The sequence below is a fragment of the Bradyrhizobium sp. Bra78 genome, from assembly GCF_024519855.1.
Lineage (GTDB): Bacteria > Pseudomonadota > Alphaproteobacteria > Rhizobiales > Xanthobacteraceae > Bradyrhizobium > Bradyrhizobium japonicum_G.
This window is the reverse complement of record NZ_JALJRE010000009.1, coordinates 14,568-34,983: the sequence shown is the minus strand read 5'-3', so window position 1 is coordinate 34,983 and position 20,416 is coordinate 14,568. Positions and strand designations below refer to the sequence as shown.

Below are 20,416 nucleotides of genomic sequence, written 5' to 3'. Positions count from 1 at the left end.
AGAAGTGGTCTTAGGGTGATTCCGGCAAGTTCAGTGATGCCCGCGAAAGTCCTTCGCTGTCCAGTGGTTAGGCCGGTATAAGCGGTGCAAAGACGTGGTTTTGCCGGAGGAGGAACAAATGAAGCTGTCGCGACGGACGATCCTGCAAGGTGCCAGCAGCCTGCCTTTCGCGGTTGCGAGCTTGCGGATGGGTGCGCTGGCCCAGAGCGCGCCCGCGGCACAGACGACCGAGGTGCCCCCGATCCTGTTCGTCCACGGCAATGGCGATTACGACGCGCTTTGGATCACCACGATGTGGCGGATGGAATCCAATGGCATCGCCCGAGATCGCATGGCAGCGATCAACTTCACCGATCCGCTGGCGCGCAGCGACGACAAGGTCGAGCAGGCGGGCCGCTCCTCGACCGAGGACCAGCGCCGCGAGCTCGCCGCCGCCATCGCGGATCTGAAGCGCCGCACCGGCGCGTCCCGCGTGGCGCTGGTCGGGAGCTCCCGCGGCGGCTATGCGATCCGCAACGTGATCAAGAGCGGTGGCGCCGGCGATGTCAGCCACGCCGTCCTGTGCGGCACGCCCAATCACGGCGTGTTCGCGACCGACGACCAGCCCAACAGCGAGTTCAACGGCCGCGGCACGTTCTTGCGCGGCCTGAACGAGGGCGAGAGCGAGGTGACCCCGGGTGTTGCCTTCCTCACCTTGCGCAGCGACGGCATGGACAAATACGCGCAGGCCGACGGCCGCTTCATCGGCAAGCCCGGCACCCCGACCGGCGTCACCGTTGAAGGTCCGGAGTTGAAGGGCGCCACCAATCTCGTGCTCGGCGCGCTCGATCATCGCGAGGTGGCGTTCCACCCGCGAGCCTTCCGCGAGATCTACAAATTCATCGCCGGCCGCGAGCCCGCGCGGATCGCGATCGTGCCGGAGCAGAGCGTCAGGCTGAGCGGGCTGGTGACGGGCATGCCGGGCGGCGCGCCGACCAATCGTCCGGTCGCGGGCGCAACCGTCGATGTCTTCCGCGTCGATCCCGAAACCGGAGAGCGCAAGGGCAATGCGGTGTACAGCGCCAAGACCGGCGCCGACGGCCGCTGGGGGCCGGCGCAGGTCGAGCCTTCCTGGTCGCTCGAACTCGTCCTCGCTTCGCCGGGTGCGCCGACGACGCACATCTATCGCTCGCCCTTCCCGCGCTCGTCCGACGTCGTGCATCTGCGCGCCGCGCGCCCGCTCGGGGCCGGGGACAAGGACGCCGGGGCTGTCGTGATCATGTCGCGTCCGCGCGGCTATTTCGGCCTGCCGCGGGACGTGGTGCTGCTCGACGGCAAGCAGCCGGCCGACGTGAAGCCGGGCGTGCCCACGGATTCGGCAGCGACCCTGCGGCTTCCGGCCAGCGAGGTCGGGCGTAACGTCGTGGCTCAGTTCGGCGAAGAACGAATTGTGGCGCGCGCCTGGCCCGCCTCCGAGAACAGGATTGCGATTGCCGAGCTGACTTACTAGCTATTTGCCTGGGTCACATCTGCGGGAGAGAGCAATGAACATCGCCAGCGTGCGTCGGCCCATCATCCCTCCGACCCCGCCGCGTGCGCCCGACGACATGTCGTTCCTCGGCCGGCTCGCTGTCCTCCGGCACAACATGATCGCGACCTGGGGGCAGCGCGCCTACGAGGAAGACATCATCAAGGGCCGCTTCTTCCTCCGCAACAGCTTCATCCTGAACCGGCCGGATGCGATCCGGCATGTTCTGCTCAGCAATTACGAGAATTACACGCGCACGCCGGCGGGGATCCGCATGCTACGTCCCGTGCTTGGCGACGGCCTCCTGATTGCGGAAGGTCATTCCTGGACGTTTCAGCGCCGCACCCTCGCGCCTGCCTTCACGCCGCGCGCCACTGCAAATCTGGTCCCGCACATGACGGCGGTGCTCGACGAAACCATCGCGAAGCTCGACACGCGCACAAGCGAGCCGGTTGATTTGCGTGAGATCATGCAGCGCATGACGCTGGAGATCGCCGGGCGCACCATGTTCTCGTTCGGCATGGACCGGCACGGTCCGACCCTGCGCAACTTCGTCATGGAATATGGCGAGCGGCTTGGCCGGCCCTACTTCCTCGACATGGTGCTGCCCGTGTCCTGGCCGACCCCGATGGACCGTGCCCGGGCGCGCTTCCGCAAGCGCTGGACCGAATTCGTCGCGGTGCTGATCGCCGAGCGCCGCGCGATGGGCAAGAAGGACGGCGCGCCGCCGCGCGACCTGTTCGATCTCATGGACGAGGCGCGCGATCCGGAAACCGGCAAGGGCTTTTCGGACGAGCAGCTCGTCGACGAGGTCGCGACCATGATCCTCGCGGGTCACGAGACCACCGCAACTGCGTTGTTCTGGGCGCTCTATCTGCTCGCGCTCGATCCGGACACGCAGGAGGAGGTGGCGTCCGAGACCCGAGGCGAGCATCTGGACAGCATGGCGGACATCGATCGCCAGAAATTCACCCGCGCGGTGGTCGAGGAGACGATGCGGCTTTATCCGCCCGCCTTCCTGATCGCCCGCGCGGCGCGCGAGAAGGACAACGCGGCCGGCGTCGAGATCGGCAAGGGCGACATCATCATGATCGCGCCCTGGCTGCTGCACCGGCACGAGAAGCTGTGGGATCAGCCCAACGCGTTCATTCCAAAGCGCTTCATGTCGGCGGATGCGCCCGATCGGTTCGCCTATCTTCCCTTCGGGGCGGGTCCGCGTGTCTGCATCGGCGCGCCGTTCGCGCAAGCCGAATCCGTGCTGGCGCTGGCCCGATTGATCGGCGCGTTCCGCGTCGAGCTTGCCGATACGGCAAATCCCGTGATCCCGCTCGGCGTCGTCACGACCCAGCCGGACCATTCACCCATGTTCCGCATCACGCGTCGGTGACAGGCGTTCGCCTGGCCGATCGCGTGATCAACCGAGACAGAGTTGCGCCATGAGCGACATCCAGGCCCAGTTTTCCGTTCTGAAGCAGACCGCCGATGCCAAGGTGGTCGATGCGATTACGCGCCTCATCGAGCACGGCGAGGATCACGCGCTCAACCGCGTCAATGTCCTCGACTTCGCCAGGCAGCACGGCCTCGACGAAGAGCGCGTGATTTCCGCCTTCCTGCATTCGGCACGGCTCGGCCTGTTCGATCTCGGCTGGAACGTGCTGTGCCCGGGCTGCGGCGGCGTGCTGGGGGCGCACTCGACCCTGAAGGCGCTCAAGCCGGGCGACTATCATTGCGCGCTCTGTGCCTGCGGCTACAAGGCCTCGGTCGACGACCAGGTCGAGGTCTCATTCACCGTGAATCCGCGCGTCCGGCGCATCGCCGCGCACGATCCCGACACGCTTCCGGTGTGGGAATATTTCAAGCAGGTGTTCTGGAGCTCCGGCGTCGACTTCAACAAGGATTCGTTCGCGACGCTGGCCAACGAGGTGACGCTGGATACGATGGAGCTGCCGGCCGGCGAGAAGGCGACCATGTCGCTGCAACTGCCGAACGACTTCATCATCATCTTCGAGCCGGTGACGCACGCCGCCCATTTCATCGACGTCCAGGGCGAGCCGACGAAGGACCGCCAGCAATTCGCCATCATGTACAACAAGGTGCAGGCGCCGACGGGTACCACGACGATGCGGCCGGGGCCGCTGCGGCTGTCGCTGGAAAACCAGGCCGGCGTGCGCGTGCTGCCGTCGGTGTTCATCGCGGCCGAGGCGCTCCACCATCTGATCGGCAAGCGCAAGCCATTCCTTACCGCCAAGCGGATGCTGTCGAACCAGACCTTTCGCGATGTGTTCAAGGCGGACAATCTCAGTCTCGACCAGCGGCTCCAGATCACGTCGCTGACCTTCCTGTTCACGGATTTGAAGGGCTCGACCGCGCTATACGAGCGGGTCGGTGATCTCGCCGCCTTCGATCTCGTGCGCGCGCATTTCCATGCGCTGCTCGAGATCATCTCCTCGGAGAAGGGCGCTGTGGTGAAGACCATCGGCGACGCCGTGATGGCGACCTTCGTCCGGCCCGAGCACGCCATCGTCGCCGGCCTGCGGATGCGCGCGGCCATGGACGAACTCAACAAGCAGCGCGGCACCGACGATCTCATCGTCAAGATCGGCATCCATGAAGGCCCGTGCCTTGCGGTGATGCTCAACGAGCGGCAGGATTATTTCGGCCAGACCGTCAACATCGCCGCCCGCGTCCAGAGCCTGTCGACCGCGCAGGAGATCCACATCACCGGCCCGGTGCTCGACGCGCCCGCCGTCGCCGAGGTGCTTCAGCAGCGCGCGATCAAGCCGATCCAGAAGCAGGCCGCGCTGCGCGGCATCGCCGACAAGATGGTGGTGTACGAGATACCGTAGATGCGTCCCGGCATCGAGATTGCCGAAACGTAATGCAGCGCACGGAACTGACGCACGTTGCGCCGGTTGAGTTTACCGCTCATATAATGCTGGTAGCGGCCGCGTCCCCGCGGCGTCATCGATTTCGGTAGGACCTTATGCTCGACGGCCTGCGCCAATTCATCGCCGACATTGTTGCTCCCCATGCCGGAGATCGCGCATTCGACGACAGCGATTATCGGCTGGCGGCGACCGCGTTGCTGGTTCACGTGGTCTCGCTGGACGGTCAGCCGACGGCGGCCGAACAGCGCAAGCTGCACAGCCTGATCGAAAGCCATTTCGGGCTCGATCGCGGCACGGCCGACCGCCTGATCGCGGATGCGACCCAGGTCGAGGGCGAGGCGGTGGACCTCTATCATTTCACCAGCGTCATCATGCGCTCGCTCGACGAAGAAGGCCGCAAGCGCCTCGTCCAGATGATGTGGGAGCTGGTCTATGCCGACGGCCAGGTCAGCGAGTTCGAGGACAACGTGGTCTGGCGCGCCTCCGACCTTCTCGGGATCGCCCAGCGCGACCGGATCGACCTGAAGCACGCGGTCGCGGACCGCGCCGGTGGTCAGGTCAAGGACAACGCCCTCGGCGGCTGACCCTTTTCTACGCGGCCGATTGCCGGTCGTCCGAACCACATGACAAAACTTTAATGTAGCTTCCAGCCGCGCGGGTCCGGGATGCGCCCGTAAATACCCGGGTTTTCCTGTCGTCCTGCCGCCCGCTCAGGCGCCCATGCTGCTGGCGCCGCTTGCCTGTCGCGCACGGCCTATGCTCTCGTTCCGGTATTGCGGGGCCAAAAAGCTTCAATTCAAGAGAATTCGATCGTGACTGAGCGGGTAACGTTGATCACCGGTGCTTCGGCGGGCATCGGCACCGAACTGGCGCGTGTGTTCGCCGCGAATGGACACCGCCTTGCGCTGACGGCGCGGCGCGCGGACCGGCTTGAGGCACTCGCGAACGAGCTCGCCGCCAAGGGCGGCAAGAAGCCGATCGTGATCGTCTGCAATCTCCAGGAGCCGGACGCCGGCGAGAAGATCGCCGCCGCGCTCGCAGCCGAAGGTGTCGAGCTCGATAACCTCGTCAACAACGCCGGCTTCGGCGTGTTCGGTGACGCCATCGAACGCGACCGCGTCGAGCAGGTCGGCATCGTCGACGTCAACGTTCGGGCCCTGACGGATCTGTCGCTACGCTTTGCCGATCAGCTGATCAGGAACAAGGGCGGTCTTCTCAATGTCGGATCGGTCGCCGGCTTTCTGCCGGGACCCGGCATGGCCGTCTACTACGCGTCCAAGGCCTATGTGATTTCCCTCACCGAGGCTTTGCGGGCGGAGCTGGCTCCGCACGGCGTTCGCGTCACGGTCCTTTGCCCGGGTCCGGTGCCCACCGAATTCCAGGCGCGCGCCGGCGTCGGGGCCGGACATGATACGGCCCTTCTCAATGTTCCTGCCGCCGACGTCGCGCAGCAGGCCTATCGCGGCCTGATGGCCAACAAACGGGCAGTGCTCCCCGGTCTCGGCATCAAGATTGTGCCGTTCGCGCTGCGTTTCTTTCCGCGCGGCTTCATCCTGGCTGCCACCAGCCGGTTCCAGAGGCAGCGGCACTAGAGAAAAGCTTGAAGCGTCAGTAGTGGCCCGGAGCTTGCTTCACTATCGGGCGTGTGTGCGCAAACTCACACGATATTAACGATCGCTTAGTTATGCTGGCGGTCTGAACCGATAGCACTTGGAAAGGCGATGTCGTTCCGGACGGACAGGTTTGCTGGCGCAGAAGTCGTGCCCTTCCCCAGAAGGACGCCGAGCATCGCCGCCTCCGAAGACCGGTTGCCGGTGCTGATCGTCCTGCATCAGGAATCCTCGACGCCCGGCCGTGTCGGCAATGCGCTGCGCGCGCTCGGCCATCGCCTCGACATCCGCCGTCCCCGCTTCGGCGATTCCCTGCCCGATACGCTCGAGCAGCATGCCGGCGCCGTAATCTTCGGCGGTCCGATGAGCGCCAATGATCCCGAAGACTACATCCGCCGTGAGATCGACTGGATTGAAATTCCGCTCCGCGAGCAGCGGCCGTTCCTCGGCATCTGCCTCGGTGCGCAGATGCTGGCGATGCAGCTCGGCGCCCGCGTCGCGCCGCATGCGGATTCGCTGACCCAGATCGGCTATTACCCGATCCGTCCGACCGCCGCGGGACGCGCGCTCTGCCCGCACTGGCCGGCACAGGTCTACCATTGGCATCGCGAAGGCTTCGAGCTACCGCTTGGCGCGGAATTGCTGGCGGAAGGCGACGATTTTCCAGTGCAGGCGTTCCGCACCGGCAATGCCTTCGGCGTGCAGTTTCATCCCGACGTGACCTACGCGATGATGCATCGCTGGACCACGCGCGGCTATGACGGCTTCAGCGCACCCGGCGCGCGGCAGCGGCATCATCATTTCGCGGACCGTGCGGTGTACGATGCCGCAGAACGCGCCTGGCTGGATCATTTCATCGACGGCTGGCTGGCGCGCCGGCCGGTGCTGGCGCAAGCCGCCGAGTAATCGCGCCTTCGCCAAGGTCCTTGCCGCAGATCCTTCGCCTAAGTCCTTGGCGCAAGCCCTTGCCTCATCCTCGAATATGCTAGGCTTGCCGCCAACGAGCGCGCGCGAACGCGTGCCGGCGAACAAAGGGAGAGCGCCATGGCCTATGAACACATTCTCTACGACGTCAGCGACAAGGTCGCGACCATCACGCTCAACCGTCCCGATCGCATGAACGCGTGGACGCCCGTCATGGAGCGCGACGTCCGTCATGCGATGGAAGCATCGAGCGCTGATGACAATGTCCGCGTCATCGTGCTCACCGGTGCGGGCCGCGGCTTTTGTGCCGGCGCCGACATGGATGCGCTGAAAGGGCTCGATCCCAGCGACGTCAGGCGCGCGTCGAATCTGCCGCCTTTCGACATGAACCGCCGACCGGACTGGCAGACCCGCTACGGCTTCTATCCGTCGATCAAGAAGCCGATTATCGCCATGCTCAACGGCGCCACGGCCGGCATCGGCCTCGTCCATGCGCTCTATTGCGACCTGCGCTTTGCCGCCGACAACACGGTGTTCACGACCGCCTTCGCGCGGCGCGGCCTGATCGCCGAGCATGGCATCAGCTGGATGCTGCCGCGCATCGTCGGCCACGCCAACGCGATGGATCTGTTGCTCTCGGCAAGGCGTGTGGGCAGCGACGAGGCATTGCGGATCGGGCTGGTCAACCGGCTCTGCTCGCCCGAAAAACTCCGCGAAGAGACCTATGCCTATGCGCGCGACCTCGCCGATTTCGTCTCGCCGAGCGCGATGGCCGTGATCAAGCGGCAGCTCTACGAGGTGCCGTTCCAGACCCTGGCGGAAGCGACGATCGAGGCCAATCGCGAGATGATGGTGGCGCTGAACGGCAGCGATTTCCGGGAAGGCGTGGCGAGCTTCATGGAGAAACGGCCGCCGCGGTTTACGGGGAGGTAGGGGCTTTTCGGAGAGCGTCCGCCGTCGCCCTTCGGGCTATGGCGGGACAGCCTTCGCTTCCTTCGCTACGAAAGTGCTCGGCTGGCTTGCCTAGCCGTAGCTCGCGAAGCGAGTGAAGGCTGGTGGAGCCAGGCGGGATCGAACCGCCGACCTCGTCATTGCGAACGACGCGCTCTCCCAGCTGAGCTATGGCCCCGTTTGCTGGCCGCTCTGGTCAATGCGGCCGACAACCGGGCGCCATTTAAGTCCCCGCCAAGGTCAAGTCAAGGACGGGTGTCACCCGGTTTTAGCCATCCGGGCACCGACTTCCCTTGTTTGCGCCGGGGGGAACCGATATCTAGCAACAGGCGTCAATCCCGATCGCAGCCAGAGTTTTCAAAAGCCAGAGTTCTTAAAAGCCATGCGTGCCGTTCTCGACATCGTCATCATCGTGCTCGACCTCTACGTCTGGCTGCTGATCGCCTCCGCGATCCTGTCCTGGCTGATCGCCTTCAACGTGGTGAACACCCGCAACCAGTTCGTGTCGGCGGTGGCGGAGTTCCTGTACCGGATCACCGAGCCGGTGCTGGCGCCGATTCGCAATTTCCTGCCCAGTCTCGGCGGTCTCGACATCTCGCCGATCATACTGATCCTGCTCATCATGTTCATCGAGCGGGTGATTCTGTATTACATCTACCCGAACGTGATCTGAGCAGGCGGGAGCGCCTTGGTTGCCAAAGACGCTTTCAAGGAACCGTGGCGTTACTCCACCGCGGGCATCAGCATCGCGCTGCGGGTGACGCCGCGCGGCGGCCGCGACGACATCGACGGGATCGAGCAGCTGGCCGATGGCCGCAGCGTGCTCAAGGTGCGGGTGCGCGCGATCGCCGATGGCGGCGAGGCCAACAAGGCCGTTCTGGTGCTGCTGGCGAAATCGCTTGGGGTCCCCAAGGCGAGCGTCAGGCTGTTGTCCGGGGCGACCTCGCGGCTGAAGCAGATCGCAGTCGATGGCGATCCAGCGCGGCTCGGCGAAGCCTTGCGCCAGCTCGCTGCGGCGAAATCCACAGATCAAGGGAACTGACATGACCGCTGAGATCATCGATGGAAAAGTCATTGCCGCGGAACTCCGTGCCCGCGTCGCCGACGAGGTCGCCCGCGTCAAACGCGAGCACGATCTGGTGCCGGGGCTTGCGGTAGTTCTGGTCGGCAGCGACCCCGCCAGCGAAGTCTATGTCCGCTCGAAGCATACCCAGACCCAGGCCGCCGGCATGGCCTCGTTCGAGCACAAGATGCCGGCCGACGTGTCGCAGGCCGACCTGCTGGCCGTCGTTGCAAAACTCAACCGCGATCCCGCCGTGCACGGCATTCTGATACAGCTGCCGCTGCCGAAGGGACTGAACACCGAGGCTGTGATCAATGCCATCGATCCCGCCAAGGACGTCGACGGGCTGCATCCGAACAATGCCGGCCGGCTTGCGGGCGGCTTCGAGGCGCTATCGCCCTGCACGCCGCTCGGCTGCATCATCCTGACCAAGAGCGTCCATGCGTCGCTCGAAGGCATGAACGCCATCGTCATCGGCCGTTCCAATCTCGTCGGCCGGCCGCTGGTGCAATTGCTGCTCAACGAGAACGCGACGGTGACGATCGCGCATTCGCGCTCGCGCGACCTGCCCGGACTCGTGAAGCAGGCCGATCTCGTTTACGCCGCAGTTGGCAGGCCTGAGATGGTGCGTGGCGACTGGCTGAAGCCGGGCGCGACCGTGATCGACGTCGGCATCAACCGGATCCCGAGGGACGACGGCAAGACGCGGCTGGTCGGCGATGTCGCCTATCAGGAAGCGCTCAACGTCGCCGGTGCGATTACGCCGGTGCCGGGTGGCGTCGGCCAGATGACGGTGGCGTGCCTGCTGGTGAACACGCTGCGCGCGGCCTGCGCGATTGCAGGGCTGCCGAAGCCGGCGGTGTAACTGACGCTCGTGCCCCGGCTCAGCGTCGCGTCACACCGGACGGTGCTTCGCATCGCCGGGACATGCCGCGCCGCGTCCGGGACACAAGACTTACGCCTTCTTCTTCTTTTCGCGATCGATGCCTTCGAGGATCAGCTTGTGGGCATCCTCGGGGCCGCCCCAGCGCAAAATCTTCACCCACTTGCCTGGTTCGAGATCCTTGTAGTGCTCGAAGAAGTGCTGGATCTGCTGCAGCGTGATGTCTGGCAGATCGCTGTACGACTTTACCTTGTCGTAGCGCTGCGTCAGCTTCGACGACGGCACCGCCAGAATCTTCTCGTCGCCGCCGGCTTCGTCTTCCATGAACAGCACGCCGACCGGGCGCACGCTCATGACGGCGCCGGGGATGATGGCGCGGGTGTTGATGATCAGCACGTCGCAGGGATCGCCGTCATCCGACAGCGTGTGCGGGATGAAGCCGTAGTTACCGGGGTAACGCATCGGCGTGTAGAGGAAGCGGTCGACGACCAGTGTGCCGGCTTCCTTGTCCATCTCGTATTTGATCGGTTCGCCGCCCACGGGGACTTCGATGATGACGTTGACGTCGTGTGGTACGTTCTTCCCGATCGAGACCGCATCGATACGCATTCAAAGCTCCGTTGTTGCCGAGGGTAAATCGCACCCGGCAGCGATTTTGGCATTGTCATACGCGGGCTTGGCCCGCCTATCCATCGTGTTTTTGTGAAATAATGAATCCAGCGATCACCGGCTCAAGCGGCAGCGGTATCGACGGAAGGGAAACGCTGCCGGCCGGACTTCAGCAGCTCAATTGGTCCAAGCGAAGGCAACCTTGTCGAGCGACTTCGGCCCGAAACGCTCCGAGGAGCGCGCCACCATGCGGCCGCCCAGCGCCCGGTAAAACTCGGTCGCCGGATCGTTGTCCGAGAGCGCCCACACCACCATGCTTTTCAGGCCGCTCTGCATCAAGTCGCGGCGGGCGGATGTGAACAGGCGGCGGCCGAAGCCAAGGCCCTGGAATTCCGGACGCAGATAGAGCTCGTAGATCTCACCGTCGAAGTGCAGGCTGCGGGCGCGGTTGCGGCCGTAATTCGCATAGCCCGCGATCTTGTCGCCGAACACGAGCACGCTGACGCGGCTGCCCTTGCGGATCGCGCTGTCCCACCATTGCGGACCGCGGCGGTTGATCAGCTTTTCCAGTTCGGAGCCGGGAATGATGCCCTGATAGGCCGAGCGCCAGGCTTCGTCATGGGTGGACGCGACCGCAGTTGCATCTGCAGCTTTGGCCGGCCGGACCTCGATCAGGGTTGTGCTCATGGACGCAATCAAACCAAGTCGCCGCGCCGGCGGCAAGACCTATCGTTAATTATCGGTTAACCTGTGGACTTTCTGCATCAGTATTTAACCATGTTGTACCGAAAAAAGACAGGACGCCAATTCGAACGGCACCGGCATGCCAAGCGTCGGTGCAAAACTGCTTTGCGGCAACGAATGAACGGTAATGGCAGCGCAGAAAGTCTGCCGATATTGATTCGTTCCTACTAGTGTGGCCGTCGCTGTTCGTGTCCGCCTCCGGCAATTCATGCGGCTTCTCAACACCCTCGTGCTGCTGGCCTTGATGACTGCGCCGCCTGTGTGCGCCCAGGTCACGTTTGGTCCGTCCGGAGCGGAGGGCGATCCGTTTCGCCGGCAAGAGTGGCGCGTGCCATCGCCGGACAGCGACATTGCCGCGCATGCTCTGCTGTTTCGCCCCTCGGGCGCCGGTCCGTTCCGGCTTGCGGTGATCGCGCATGCCTCGACGCAGAACGGGCTACGTCGAGCGCAAATGCCGCAGCCGGAATACCGCGCGCTGGCAGCGTTCCTCGTCGCGCGCGGCTTCGCCGTGCTGGTGCCGGAACGGCTCGGCCATGGCGCGACCGGCGGCGGCTATGTCGAGGACCAGGGCGGCTGCGATGAGGCGGATTATGCGCGCTCCGGCCGCGTCACTGCCGACGAAATCTTCCGCGCGCTGGACTATGTGCGCATGCAGGATTTCATTCGAAAGGACGCCGCCATCGTGATCGGCCATTCCGCCGGCGGTTGGGGCGCGCTGGCGCTCGCCAATGCCGATCCGAAGGCGATATCGAGCATCATCGTCTTCGCGCCGGGGCGCGGTGGCCATGCCAATGACGAGCCCAACCGGATCTGCGCGCCGCACACGCTTGTTGCGGCGGCGGCTGAATTCGGCAAGGCCGCGCGCATCCCCGTCGTTTGGCTCGTTGCGGCCAACGACAGCTACTTTTCACCGGCATTTTCGAAAGCGTCGGTCGACGCGTTTCGCCGCAGCGGCGGCACGGCCGACTTCCGCACCTTGCCGGCCGTCGGCAGCGAGGGCCACTGGATGATCGAGACCGAGGCGGGCGTCAAAGCCTCAAGCGGCGAGCTCGCGCGCGCGCTGAACCAGCTCAAACCCGCGGCGACCAGGACGCCATGACGCTGTATTTCCTGGTCAAATACCTGCACCTGCTCGGCGCCATCGTCATCCTCGGCACCGGAACCGGCATCGCCTTCTTCATGCTGATGGCGCATCGCACGAACGACGTGGCGTTCATCGCGCGCACCGCTTCGGTCGTGGTGGTCGCGGATGCGATCTTCACGCTGTCGGCCGTGATCCTGCAACCGATCACGGGCGGCTTGCTGATGCTGCTCTCGGCGACCTCGATCACGGAACGCTGGCTGCTGGCCTCGCTGGTGCTGTACGCGATCGCGGGCCTGTTCTGGATTCCCGTCGTCTTCATGCAGATCGAGATGCGCGATCTCGCGCGGACGGCGGCCGAGCAGCGCTGCGCGCTCCCGGCGCGCTATGTCGTGCTGTTCCGCCGCTGGTTCGCATTCGGCTTGCCCGGCTTCGGCGCAACGATGCTGATCCTCTGGCTGATGATCGCAAAACCGTTTTGAGGAAGGTCATGAGCCGGCGAACCATTCTCGTGCTCGGCGCCTCCGGCCTGATCGGCCGCTTCGTCACCGACGATCTTCGCGCGCGCGGCTTTCGCGTTGCCGGTGTGGCGCGCCGCCTGTCGGTCGCGCAGACAATGAGCGCGCTGGACATCGAGCTGCCGATCCTCTCGCTCGATGCGGCGGCTCTGACGCGTCTCCTTGGCGAGCACGCGGTCGATGTCGTCGTGAACTGCCTCGGCGTGCTCCAGGACGGTCCCGGCAGCGATACCAATGCCGTGCATAGCGATTTCGTCGCGCGCCTGCTCCAGTCCATCGGCGACAGCGGCCGCGCGATCCGGCTGGTGCACATCTCGATTCCCGGAAACGCGAGCGAGGATCGCACCGCCTTCGCGACCACCAAGCGCGAGGCCGAACGTCTGATCGCGGCCTCCGGCATTCCCCACACCATTTTGCGGCCCGGCTTCGTGGTCGCCCCGTCCGCCTATGGCGGCAGCGCGATGCTCCGGGCGCTCGCCGCCTTTCCCATCGACTTGCCGAGTGCGGAGATGGCGACGCCGTTCCAGCCCGTCGCCATCGAGGATATCGTCGCCGCCATCGCCTGGCTTGCTGCGCGCGATATCGACGACGCATCGGTGAAGTCCGTGAGCTGGGACCTGATGCAGGCCGAGCCGATCACCATGGCTGGTGTCATCGAGCAGTTTCGACACGCGTTCGGTACCGCCGGCTGGCCGCGCGTCGCGATGCCGTCGTTCATGCTCGATCTCGGCGCCAAAATCGGCGATCTCGCCAGCTATCTCGGCTGGATGGCGCCGATGCGCACCACCGCCATCGCCGAGCTGCGCCGCGGCGTGCGTGGTGATCCCTCGGCGTGGATTGCCGCCACGGGCATCAAGCCGAAGACACTGGCTGAGACGGTCGGGCGCCATCCGGCAACCATTCAGGACAAATGGTTCGCGCGGCTGTTTTTGGTGAAGGCGCTGATCTTCGCGAGCCTGGTCACGTTCTGGCTCGTCTCCGGCTTCATCGCGCTATTCGTTTCTTACCGCGCCGCCGCCGGCATCCTGATCGCGCACAATTTTCCATCCGCGCTGGTCGATCCCGTCACCATCGGTACCAGCCTCATGGACATGAGCATCGGCGTCCTGATCGCCTTCCGCCGCACCGCGGCGATCGGCCTGATCGCAGGCATTTTCGCTTCGCTCGGCTATATGTTCGGCGCGGCGATCCTCACGCCCGACCTGTGGATCGAGCCGCTCGGCGCGCTGGTGAAGACGGGACCGGCGATCGTGCTGATGTTTGTAGCGCTCCTGATGCTGGATAATCGCTGATGGGAAAATGGCCCGACGACGACGTGATCCTGTTCGACGGCGTTTGCATCTTCTGCTCGCGCTGGGTCCGCTTCGTCGCGGCGCGCGACACCGCGAGGCGATTTCGCTTCACGCCGATCCAGTCGGAATATGGGATCCAACTCGCGCGGTCATTCGGCATCGACCCTGAGGACCCCGACACCAATGCCGTGGTCCATGGCGGCGCGGTGTTCATGAAGTCGGACGCTGCGCTGACAGTGCTGTCGCAGCTTCCCGGCTTGGGCTGGACGCGAGCGTTGTTCGCCGTGCCCAAGCCGCTGCGGGACCTGGTCTACAACCTCGTCGCGCGCAATCGCTATCGCATCTTCGGGAAGTATGATTCGTGCTTCGTGCCGGACGCGGCTTTGCGGGCGCGGGTGATCGAGTAGCTCGCTCGCAATGATGGAGTTCGTGGTTACGGCTTGCCCAGAACCCCCAGCACTTCCTTCGCAGCCCGCTCGCCGCTGTCCCGGGCCCCGTGCGCCGTCGTGAAGAAATTCGGCGACGTTGCTTCTCCGGCAAAGAACAGCCGCCCGTCCACCGGCGCCGCCAGCACGGCGCGGTCGCCGGCGTGGCCTGGCAGCGCGTGCGAGTAGGAGCCTCTTGCGAAGGGATCATGTGCCCAGCGCGATTCGTACAGCGGCTTGAGCTTTCGCCTGATGTCGTTGCCGAGGAAGCCCGCGATCTCGTCGATGCTTTGCGCGGCGATGGCGCCGTTGCCGGCGTCTTCCAGCGCCCGGGCAAAGCTGCCGCCGAAAAAACCTTCGATGCAGGGCTGTCCGAACGGGCGGATGTGGTAGGTGCCCATCTCGGTGCGCATGGTGGCGCCGCGCAGATTGCCTTCAATCGGGAAGGCTTCGGCATCGCCGAGCGCCAGCGTCACCTTGTCGTCGACGCCGAGCGGCAGGCCGGCTGCGGCATCGACCTTGGCGGGCAAGGCGGGCGAGAAGCGGATCGCTTGATCGGCGATGAGATTGGTCGGCACGGTGACGATCACCTTGTCAGCGGTCAGCGTGCCCCGCGACGTCTCGATGCGGATGCGCCGGCCGGAATGATCGATCAGCGTCACCTCGCAGGTCAGCGCCACCGGGCAGGGGGCGCCATAGGCCGCGATCAACGCGCCATAGCCGCGGCGGACGCGCCAATTGAGGTCGCTGTCCTCATAGGCGTCCCAGTCGAGCGTCGACATGTCCTTCAGTTCGCAGCCGTTGATGTAGGTCGAGACCGCGTCGATCATGGGATTCCAGCGATTGCCGGGCTCCAGGCTCACGCTCGCGGGTTCGTCCTTGCCGTTTTGCGCGGCCTGCCAGAGACGCTCGTAGAACGCCTCCATGGCGCGCATGAAATCGTCGCGCTGGCTTTGCGGAAATGCGTTGCCGAAGGCACGGTCGCGCCAAGGCGGCAGGTCCTTGTTGACCTCGAAACCGAGCTGCTTTGCGATTCCGACGAAGGAGTTCCGGTCCGCCGAATGCAGCCAGCCGCAGCCGACGTCGAACGTGACCTCGGGCGAGGCCTGCACCGTCCAGGCGCGCCCGCCGAGGCGGTTGCGCGCTTCCAGCACCACCACGGAGAGGCCGGAGCTTTGCAGGGCATGTGCCGCACCGAGGCCGGCGGCGCCGGCGCCGATGATCGCGACATCGACGGAGGAGGGCAGGGAGCTCATGACCGGGCTCTAGCACGTTCGCCGGATGTGCTGAAGCCGGAGAGGCGTGCAGCTATTGTGTCCCGGACGCGCTACGCTGCGTCCGGGACACAAGAGTGGCTTACGCCACCGCTTCCTTGGATTTTTCCGCGCGCTTGCGCTCGTTCGGGTCGAGGTGCCGCTTGCGCAGGCGGATCGACTTCGGCGTGATCTCGACCAACTCGTCGTCCTCGATATAGGCCAGCGCCTTTTCCAGCGTCATGCGGATCGGCGGGGTCAGGCGCACGGCTTCGTCCTTGGAGGTCGTGCGGATGTTGGTGAGCTGCTTGCCCTTGAGCACGTTGATCTCGAGGTCGTTGTCGCGGGTGTGCTCGCCGACGATCATGCCCTTGTAGACCTTCCAGCCCGGCTCGATCATCATCGGGCCGCGATCTTCCAGCTTGAACATGGCGTAGGCCACGGCCTCGCCCTGGTCGTTGGAGATCAAGACGCCGTTGCGGCGGCCCTGGATCTCGCCCTTGTACGGCGCATAGCCGTGGAACAGGCGGTTCATGATCGCGGTGCCGCGGGTGTCGGTGAGCAGTTCGCCCTGGTAGCCGATCAAGCCGCGGGTCGGCGCGTAGAACACCAGCCGCAGGCGGTTGCCGCCGGACGGCTTCATCTCGATCAGCTCGGACTTGCGCTCGCTCATCTTCTGCACGACGACGCCGGAATGCTCCTCGTCGACGTCGATGACGACCTCCTCAATCGGCTCCAGGGTGGCGCCGGTGGCCTCGTCCTTCTGGAACACGACGCGCGGACGTGACACCGAGAGCTCGAAGCCCTCGCGGCGCATGGTCTCGATCAGGATCGCGAGCTGCAATTCGCCGCGGCCCGAGACTTCCATGGCGTCCTTGTCGGAGGCTTCAACCACGCGCAGCGCGACGTTGCCTTCGGACTCGCGCAGCAGGCGGTCGCGGATCATACGGCTGGTCACCTTGTCGCCTTCGGTGCCGGCGAGCGGCGAGTTGTTGACGATGAAGGACATCGACACGGTCGGCGGGTCGATCGGCTGCGCCACGAGCGGCGTATCGACCGACGGATCGCAGAAGGTGTCGGCGACCGTGCCCTTGGTCAGGCCGGCGATCGCGACGATGTCGCCTGCGTCGGCTTCCTCGAGAGGAGTGCGCTCGATGCCGCGGAAGGCGAGGATCTTGGTGATGCGGCCCTGCTCGATCGTCTTGCCGTCGGCGCCCAGCACCTTCACGGCCTGGTTCGGCTTGATCGAGCCTGAGGAGATGCGGCCGGTGATGATGCGCCCGAGATAGGGGTTGGCTTCCAGAATGGTGCCGATCATGCGGAACGGGCCTTCTTCGACGGTCGGCGGCGCGACATGGCGCACGATCAGGTCGAACAGCGGCTGCATGCCGGCTTCCTGAGATCCATCCGGGCTCTCGGCCATCCAGCCCTGCTTGGCCGATCCGTAGAGGATCGGGAAGTCGAGCTGTTCCTCGCTGGCGTCGAGCGCCGCGAACAGGTCGAACACCTCGTTGATGACTTCGGTCGCTCGCGCGTCGGGGCGGTCGACCTTGTTGATGACGACGATCGGCTTCAGACCGACCTTGAGCGCCTTGGAGACCACGAATTTGGTCTGCGGCAGCGGGCCTTCGGCGGCGTCCACCAGCACCAGCGCGCCGTCCACCATGTTCAGGATGCGCTCGACCTCACCGCCGAAATCGGCGTGGCCGGGGGTGTCGACGATGTTGATGCGGGTGTCCTTCCACTGCACCGAGGCCGCCTTGGCCAGGATGGTGATGCCGCGCTCGCGCTCTAGATCGTTGGAGTCCATGGCGCGCTCGGTCACCTTCTGGTTCTCGCGATAGGTGCCGGATTGCTGGAGGAGGCGGTCGACGAGGGTCGTCTTGCCGTGGTCGACGTGGGCGATGATGGCGATGTTGCGAAGGTTCATGAGTGGGCTTCTTTGCAGTCGGACAATGGGTTAAGCGCGATCTCGCCGGTCAGACCGGGACCTCTTCTCGAAACAACGCTGGAAGACTGGAAACGGGGCGCTTTCCGCCCAAAAAGGAAACCCGGCCATATCGACCGGGCACCCTATGCGTTGCGGCGCAATATAGGCAAAAACCGCCAAAAAACAATGCGTTCTTTGGGCCTTGGTTGACTGAATTTTGTCTGGGGATTCCCGGGGGTTAGGCGAAAAGCCCGGCTCAGACGCGCCGGCCCTTGATGGCGGCCCAGATCAGGGCGACCCCGCCCAGCCCCACGACCAGGCCCAGGAAGATCAGGGGCGCGATATCGGAATCGATCCGGCCGCTGTCGGATATTGAAATTCCGCCGAACAACAGCGCGCAGACACCGGGCAGCAGCAGCATGATCCCGAAGATCGCCATCAGCGCGGTCAGGCAGCCGCTGCGCGGCGCGGTCGGAGGCGGAGGCGGTGCCGGTGGCATGCGGTTGGAATCGCTCATGGGTCCCTCGTCGCTCACCGCGGCACCTCCTCCTTCTGCCTTGCTTCCCGATAAGTCTGCCCGGCCAGTGCGGCTCGGATGCTGTCGATCTTCCCGTTGCGGTAGAACAGATTGTAGGTGTCGAAGGGAATGATCGCGCCCTGCGGCGTCACGAAATGGATGCAGCTGCGCTTGACGTTGCCCACGCAGAAATTGAAGCGATCGAGAAACTGCACAATGGTGACGCGGAAGACGTTCTCGTAAGTGAGGCCTTCCGGCACCTCGAAGCTCGGCAGGCAGCACAGCAATTCGCAGACGCGTTCGCTCGTGTTCAGCGGTCCCGAGGATAGCGAAAACAGATCGATGAATTTCTCCCGCAGCGCCGGATGCTTCTCCGGGCTGATCGTATTGGGCAACAATGCGACGAGTTGCTCCTGCGGGATCAGCGAGGTCAGCGGCAGCACCTTTTCGCCATTGCGCAGGCCGTAGCCGATCGAGATGCTTTCGGGGTTGCAGGGTAGGGGAATCATGTCCTTGTCGCCGAACACGCCAGTTTCGACCACGCGCTTGCGGATATCGGACAGCATGATGCGGTCGGTGTTCTTGTCGAAATTCTCGTTGCGGCCGGCGTCCTGCACCGGCTGCAACGTTACGCCGCGCACGCATTTCCAGGTCAGCGCGTGACGAACGATGTCGCCGATCTCGGCATCGTTGACGCCGCGCTTGATGGTGGCCACCAGCGTGGTCGATACGCCAAAATGCTCGAGATTTTCCAGCGCCTGCTGGCGGATCTTGCGCAAATCCGCGCCGCGCAGATTGATCAACGCATCGCGTTCGAGCGAATCGAACTGGAGATAGACCTCGAGCCCGCGCTTGTTCTCGGCGAGCCGCGCCACGAAATCCTTTTCGCGGGCGATGCGCAGGCCGTTGGTGTTGATCATGACGTGGCGGATCGGGCGGGCACGGACGGCATCGAGGATCTCGAAGAAATCCGGATGCAGCGTCGGCTCGCCGCCCGAGATCTGCACCAGATCCGGCTCGCCTTCGCTGGCGACCAGTGCGTCCAGCATCGTCTCGACGGTGGCGAGCGGGGTGAACTGGGTTCGCGCAGGCGAGGATTCCGCGAAGCAGACCGGGCAGGTGAGGTTGCAGTGCTCGGTGATCTCGATCAGCGCCAGGCAGGAATGCTGCTCGTGATCGGCACACAGCCCGCAATCATAGGGACAGCCGAATTCCGTGCGCTGCTGGAATTGCAGCGGCCGGTCGCCCGGCTTGATGAACTCCTTGCACAGGCGCCAATAGGCGGCATCCGTCGATACCAGCGTCGACTGGACGCCATGCTCGTTGCAGCGCTTCTCGTACCAGACCTCGTTGTCGAGGATCTGGATCTTGGCCGGCACCAGCTTCAGGCAGGTCTCGCAAAGTGACTGCGTCTGGCCCCAGAAGACGTAGGGACGCGACTTACGCAACGGCGCGTTCATGCATGGATCTCGCTTTGGGCGCCGTCGCCAGCATGATTGCGGCGTAGAGCAGGATGGACATCGACAGCAGGTGAAACAGCGTGAAGGGGCCGATCAGCGGGCCATAGGGCTTGAGGAATTCCCACAGGAATCGCTGCGCTCCATAATAGGCCAGGACGAGGTAGAAACCATTGGTGATCACAAACGCGTTCCGGTTCAACACCGCCAGCACATAGAGCAGCGCGAATACGGCCATTGCGGCGCTCTCGTAGAGTTGCACGGGATGGCGCGGGACGCCGTCGCCGAAATCATGGCCCCAGGGTAATGCCGTCGGCGTGCCGTAGGTGAAATCGTCGAGGCCGGCGAAATAGCAGCCGAGCCGGCCAATCGCGATGCCGAGCGCCAGCGGCAGCGCAAACCGCGCGCCGGTTCGCACGGTGATCCCCGCGGACCATTTGTAGAGTTCGATCGCCACGATGCCGCCGGCGAGCGCACCTTCCACCGAGCGCGCAATGCCGCTCTGGCCCGACAGCCACAGATTGGCGGAGCCGAACAGGTAGGCGCCGAGGCCCGCACCGAACACCAGCACGGCGACGTAGGGCAGCTCGAAGGATTGCGCCGGAAACCGCAAGCCCCGTCGCGCCAGCCAGTAGAGCGCCGCGGCGGCGGCAAGCCACGCCGCGACATCGAAGAGAGTGTGAAGGAAAGCCCCGCTCATGCGGGATGAGCATAGCACGGCGACCACGGCGTCGCACGCCGACCTCCTCCCCGGGGGCGGATCT

The 20,416-nt window shown here is 64.8% G+C and carries 21 protein-coding genes and 1 tRNA gene; 14 read left to right on the top strand and 8 right to left on the bottom strand.

Features of this window, described 5'->3' with window-relative positions:
• Positions 1-118: 118 nt before the first annotated feature.
• The 7 genes from OC450_RS20410 to OC450_RS20380 all read left to right on the top strand — a co-directional run bounded on the left by OC450_RS20410 (position 119) and on the right by OC450_RS20380 (position 7,862).
• Positions 119-1,489: a hydrolase gene (locus OC450_RS20410; RefSeq protein WP_211383702.1), complete on the top strand. Its 1,371-nt coding sequence runs from the start codon at positions 119-121 to the stop codon at positions 1,487-1,489.
• Between the two features lie 34 nt (positions 1,490-1,523).
• On the top strand, positions 1,524-2,894 hold the full coding sequence (locus OC450_RS20405) for a cytochrome P450 (RefSeq protein ID WP_211383701.1): 1,371 nt from the start codon (positions 1,524-1,526) through the stop codon (positions 2,892-2,894).
• A 49-nt stretch (positions 2,895-2,943) separates the two neighbouring features.
• A complete protein-coding gene (locus tag OC450_RS20400; RefSeq protein ID WP_211383700.1) occupies positions 2,944-4,353 on the top strand; it encodes an adenylate/guanylate cyclase domain-containing protein in 1,410 nt (469 codons plus the stop codon).
• Positions 4,354-4,490: 137 nt separating this feature from the next.
• The gene (locus OC450_RS20395) at positions 4,491-4,979 is read left to right on the top strand and encodes a TerB family tellurite resistance protein (RefSeq protein WP_211383699.1); all 489 of its coding nucleotides are present in this window, start codon (positions 4,491-4,493) and stop codon (positions 4,977-4,979) included.
• Positions 4,980-5,207: 228 nt separating this feature from the next.
• Entirely contained in the window at positions 5,208-5,987 is a 780-nt protein-coding gene (locus OC450_RS20390; RefSeq protein ID WP_211383698.1) for an SDR family NAD(P)-dependent oxidoreductase, read from the top strand.
• Between the two features lie 129 nt (positions 5,988-6,116).
• Positions 6,117-6,911, top strand: coding sequence for a glutamine amidotransferase (locus OC450_RS20385; RefSeq protein WP_211383697.1), 795 nt, complete (start codon positions 6,117-6,119; stop codon positions 6,909-6,911).
• A gap of 138 nt (positions 6,912-7,049) precedes the next feature.
• Positions 7,050-7,862 (top strand): enoyl-CoA hydratase, encoded by an 813-nt coding sequence (locus tag OC450_RS20380; RefSeq protein WP_211383696.1) that lies wholly within the window; start codon positions 7,050-7,052, stop codon positions 7,860-7,862.
• Between the two features lie 120 nt (positions 7,863-7,982).
• On the opposite strand, the gene OC450_RS20375 is transcribed toward OC450_RS20380, so the two are convergent.
• A tRNA-Ala gene (locus OC450_RS20375) sits at positions 7,983-8,058 on the bottom strand.
• Positions 8,059-8,262: 204 nt separating this feature from the next.
• On the opposite strand from OC450_RS20375, the gene OC450_RS20370 reads away from it, so the two are divergent.
• From OC450_RS20370 to folD, 3 genes are read left to right on the top strand one after another with little or no spacing between them, the layout of a single operon-like run.
• Positions 8,263-8,553, top strand: a complete 291-nt coding sequence (locus OC450_RS20370) for a YggT family protein (protein WP_007598721.1) — start codon at positions 8,263-8,265, stop codon at positions 8,551-8,553.
• Between the two features lie 15 nt (positions 8,554-8,568).
• The gene (locus tag OC450_RS20365) at positions 8,569-8,922 is read left to right on the top strand and encodes a DUF167 domain-containing protein (protein WP_211383695.1); all 354 of its coding nucleotides are present in this window, start codon (positions 8,569-8,571) and stop codon (positions 8,920-8,922) included.
• 1 nt (position 8,923) lies between these two features.
• Positions 8,924-9,808: a bifunctional methylenetetrahydrofolate dehydrogenase/methenyltetrahydrofolate cyclohydrolase FolD gene (gene folD / locus OC450_RS20360; RefSeq protein ID WP_262048539.1), complete on the top strand. Its 885-nt coding sequence runs from the start codon at positions 8,924-8,926 to the stop codon at positions 9,806-9,808.
• 90 nt (positions 9,809-9,898) lie between these two features.
• On the opposite strand, the gene ppa is transcribed toward folD, so the two are convergent.
• Positions 9,899-10,435: an inorganic diphosphatase gene (gene ppa / locus OC450_RS20355; protein WP_007604168.1), complete on the bottom strand. Its 537-nt coding sequence runs from the start codon at positions 10,433-10,435 to the stop codon at positions 9,899-9,901.
• A 177-nt stretch (positions 10,436-10,612) separates the two neighbouring features.
• Positions 10,613-11,122 (bottom strand): GNAT family N-acetyltransferase, encoded by a 510-nt coding sequence (locus OC450_RS20350; RefSeq protein ID WP_211383693.1) that lies wholly within the window; start codon positions 11,120-11,122, stop codon positions 10,613-10,615.
• Between the two features lie 265 nt (positions 11,123-11,387).
• On the opposite strand from OC450_RS20350, the gene OC450_RS20345 reads away from it, so the two are divergent.
• Genes OC450_RS20345 through OC450_RS20330 form a run of 4 tightly spaced genes read left to right on the top strand, consistent with a single transcriptional unit; the run spans position 11,388 to position 14,477 of the window.
• On the top strand, positions 11,388-12,278 hold the full coding sequence (locus OC450_RS20345; RefSeq protein ID WP_262048538.1) for a dienelactone hydrolase family protein: 891 nt from the start codon (positions 11,388-11,390) through the stop codon (positions 12,276-12,278).
• Complete coding sequence (locus tag OC450_RS20340) at positions 12,275-12,742, top strand: DUF2269 family protein (RefSeq protein ID WP_262048537.1); 468 nt, start codon at positions 12,275-12,277, stop codon at positions 12,740-12,742. Before OC450_RS20345 ends, OC450_RS20340 begins: the two co-directional genes overlap by 4 nt.
• A gap of 8 nt (positions 12,743-12,750) precedes the next feature.
• Positions 12,751-14,070: an SDR family oxidoreductase gene (locus OC450_RS20335; RefSeq protein ID WP_262048536.1), complete on the top strand. Its 1,320-nt coding sequence runs from the start codon at positions 12,751-12,753 to the stop codon at positions 14,068-14,070.
• Positions 14,070-14,477 carry a thiol-disulfide oxidoreductase DCC family protein gene (locus OC450_RS20330; protein ID WP_262048535.1) on the top strand — a complete coding sequence of 136 codons (408 nt, stop codon included), beginning with the start codon at positions 14,070-14,072 and terminating at the stop codon, positions 14,475-14,477. Before OC450_RS20335 ends, OC450_RS20330 begins: the two co-directional genes overlap by 1 nt.
• Before the next feature lie 26 nt (positions 14,478-14,503).
• On the opposite strand, the gene OC450_RS20325 is transcribed toward OC450_RS20330, so the two are convergent.
• The 5 genes from OC450_RS20325 to OC450_RS20305 all read right to left on the bottom strand — a co-directional run bounded on the left by OC450_RS20325 (position 14,504) and on the right by OC450_RS20305 (position 20,352).
• Entirely contained in the window at positions 14,504-15,751 is a 1,248-nt protein-coding gene (locus OC450_RS20325) for a flavin monoamine oxidase family protein (protein WP_262048534.1), read from the bottom strand.
• A gap of 100 nt (positions 15,752-15,851) precedes the next feature.
• Positions 15,852-17,678 carry a translational GTPase TypA gene (typA, locus tag OC450_RS20320; RefSeq protein WP_211383687.1) on the bottom strand — a complete coding sequence of 609 codons (1,827 nt, stop codon included), beginning with the start codon at positions 17,676-17,678 and terminating at the stop codon, positions 15,852-15,854.
• 256 nt (positions 17,679-17,934) lie between these two features.
• The gene (locus tag OC450_RS20315; protein ID WP_262048533.1) at positions 17,935-18,195 is read right to left on the bottom strand and encodes a hypothetical protein; all 261 of its coding nucleotides are present in this window, start codon (positions 18,193-18,195) and stop codon (positions 17,935-17,937) included.
• A 14-nt stretch (positions 18,196-18,209) separates the two neighbouring features.
• The gene (locus OC450_RS20310) at positions 18,210-19,655 is read right to left on the bottom strand and encodes a radical SAM protein (protein WP_256807425.1); all 1,446 of its coding nucleotides are present in this window, start codon (positions 19,653-19,655) and stop codon (positions 18,210-18,212) included.
• Positions 19,636-20,352: a prolipoprotein diacylglyceryl transferase gene (locus OC450_RS20305; RefSeq protein ID WP_211383684.1), complete on the bottom strand. Its 717-nt coding sequence runs from the start codon at positions 20,350-20,352 to the stop codon at positions 19,636-19,638. Before OC450_RS20305 ends, OC450_RS20310 begins: the two co-directional genes overlap by 20 nt.
• Between the last annotated feature and the right edge of the window lie 64 nt (positions 20,353-20,416).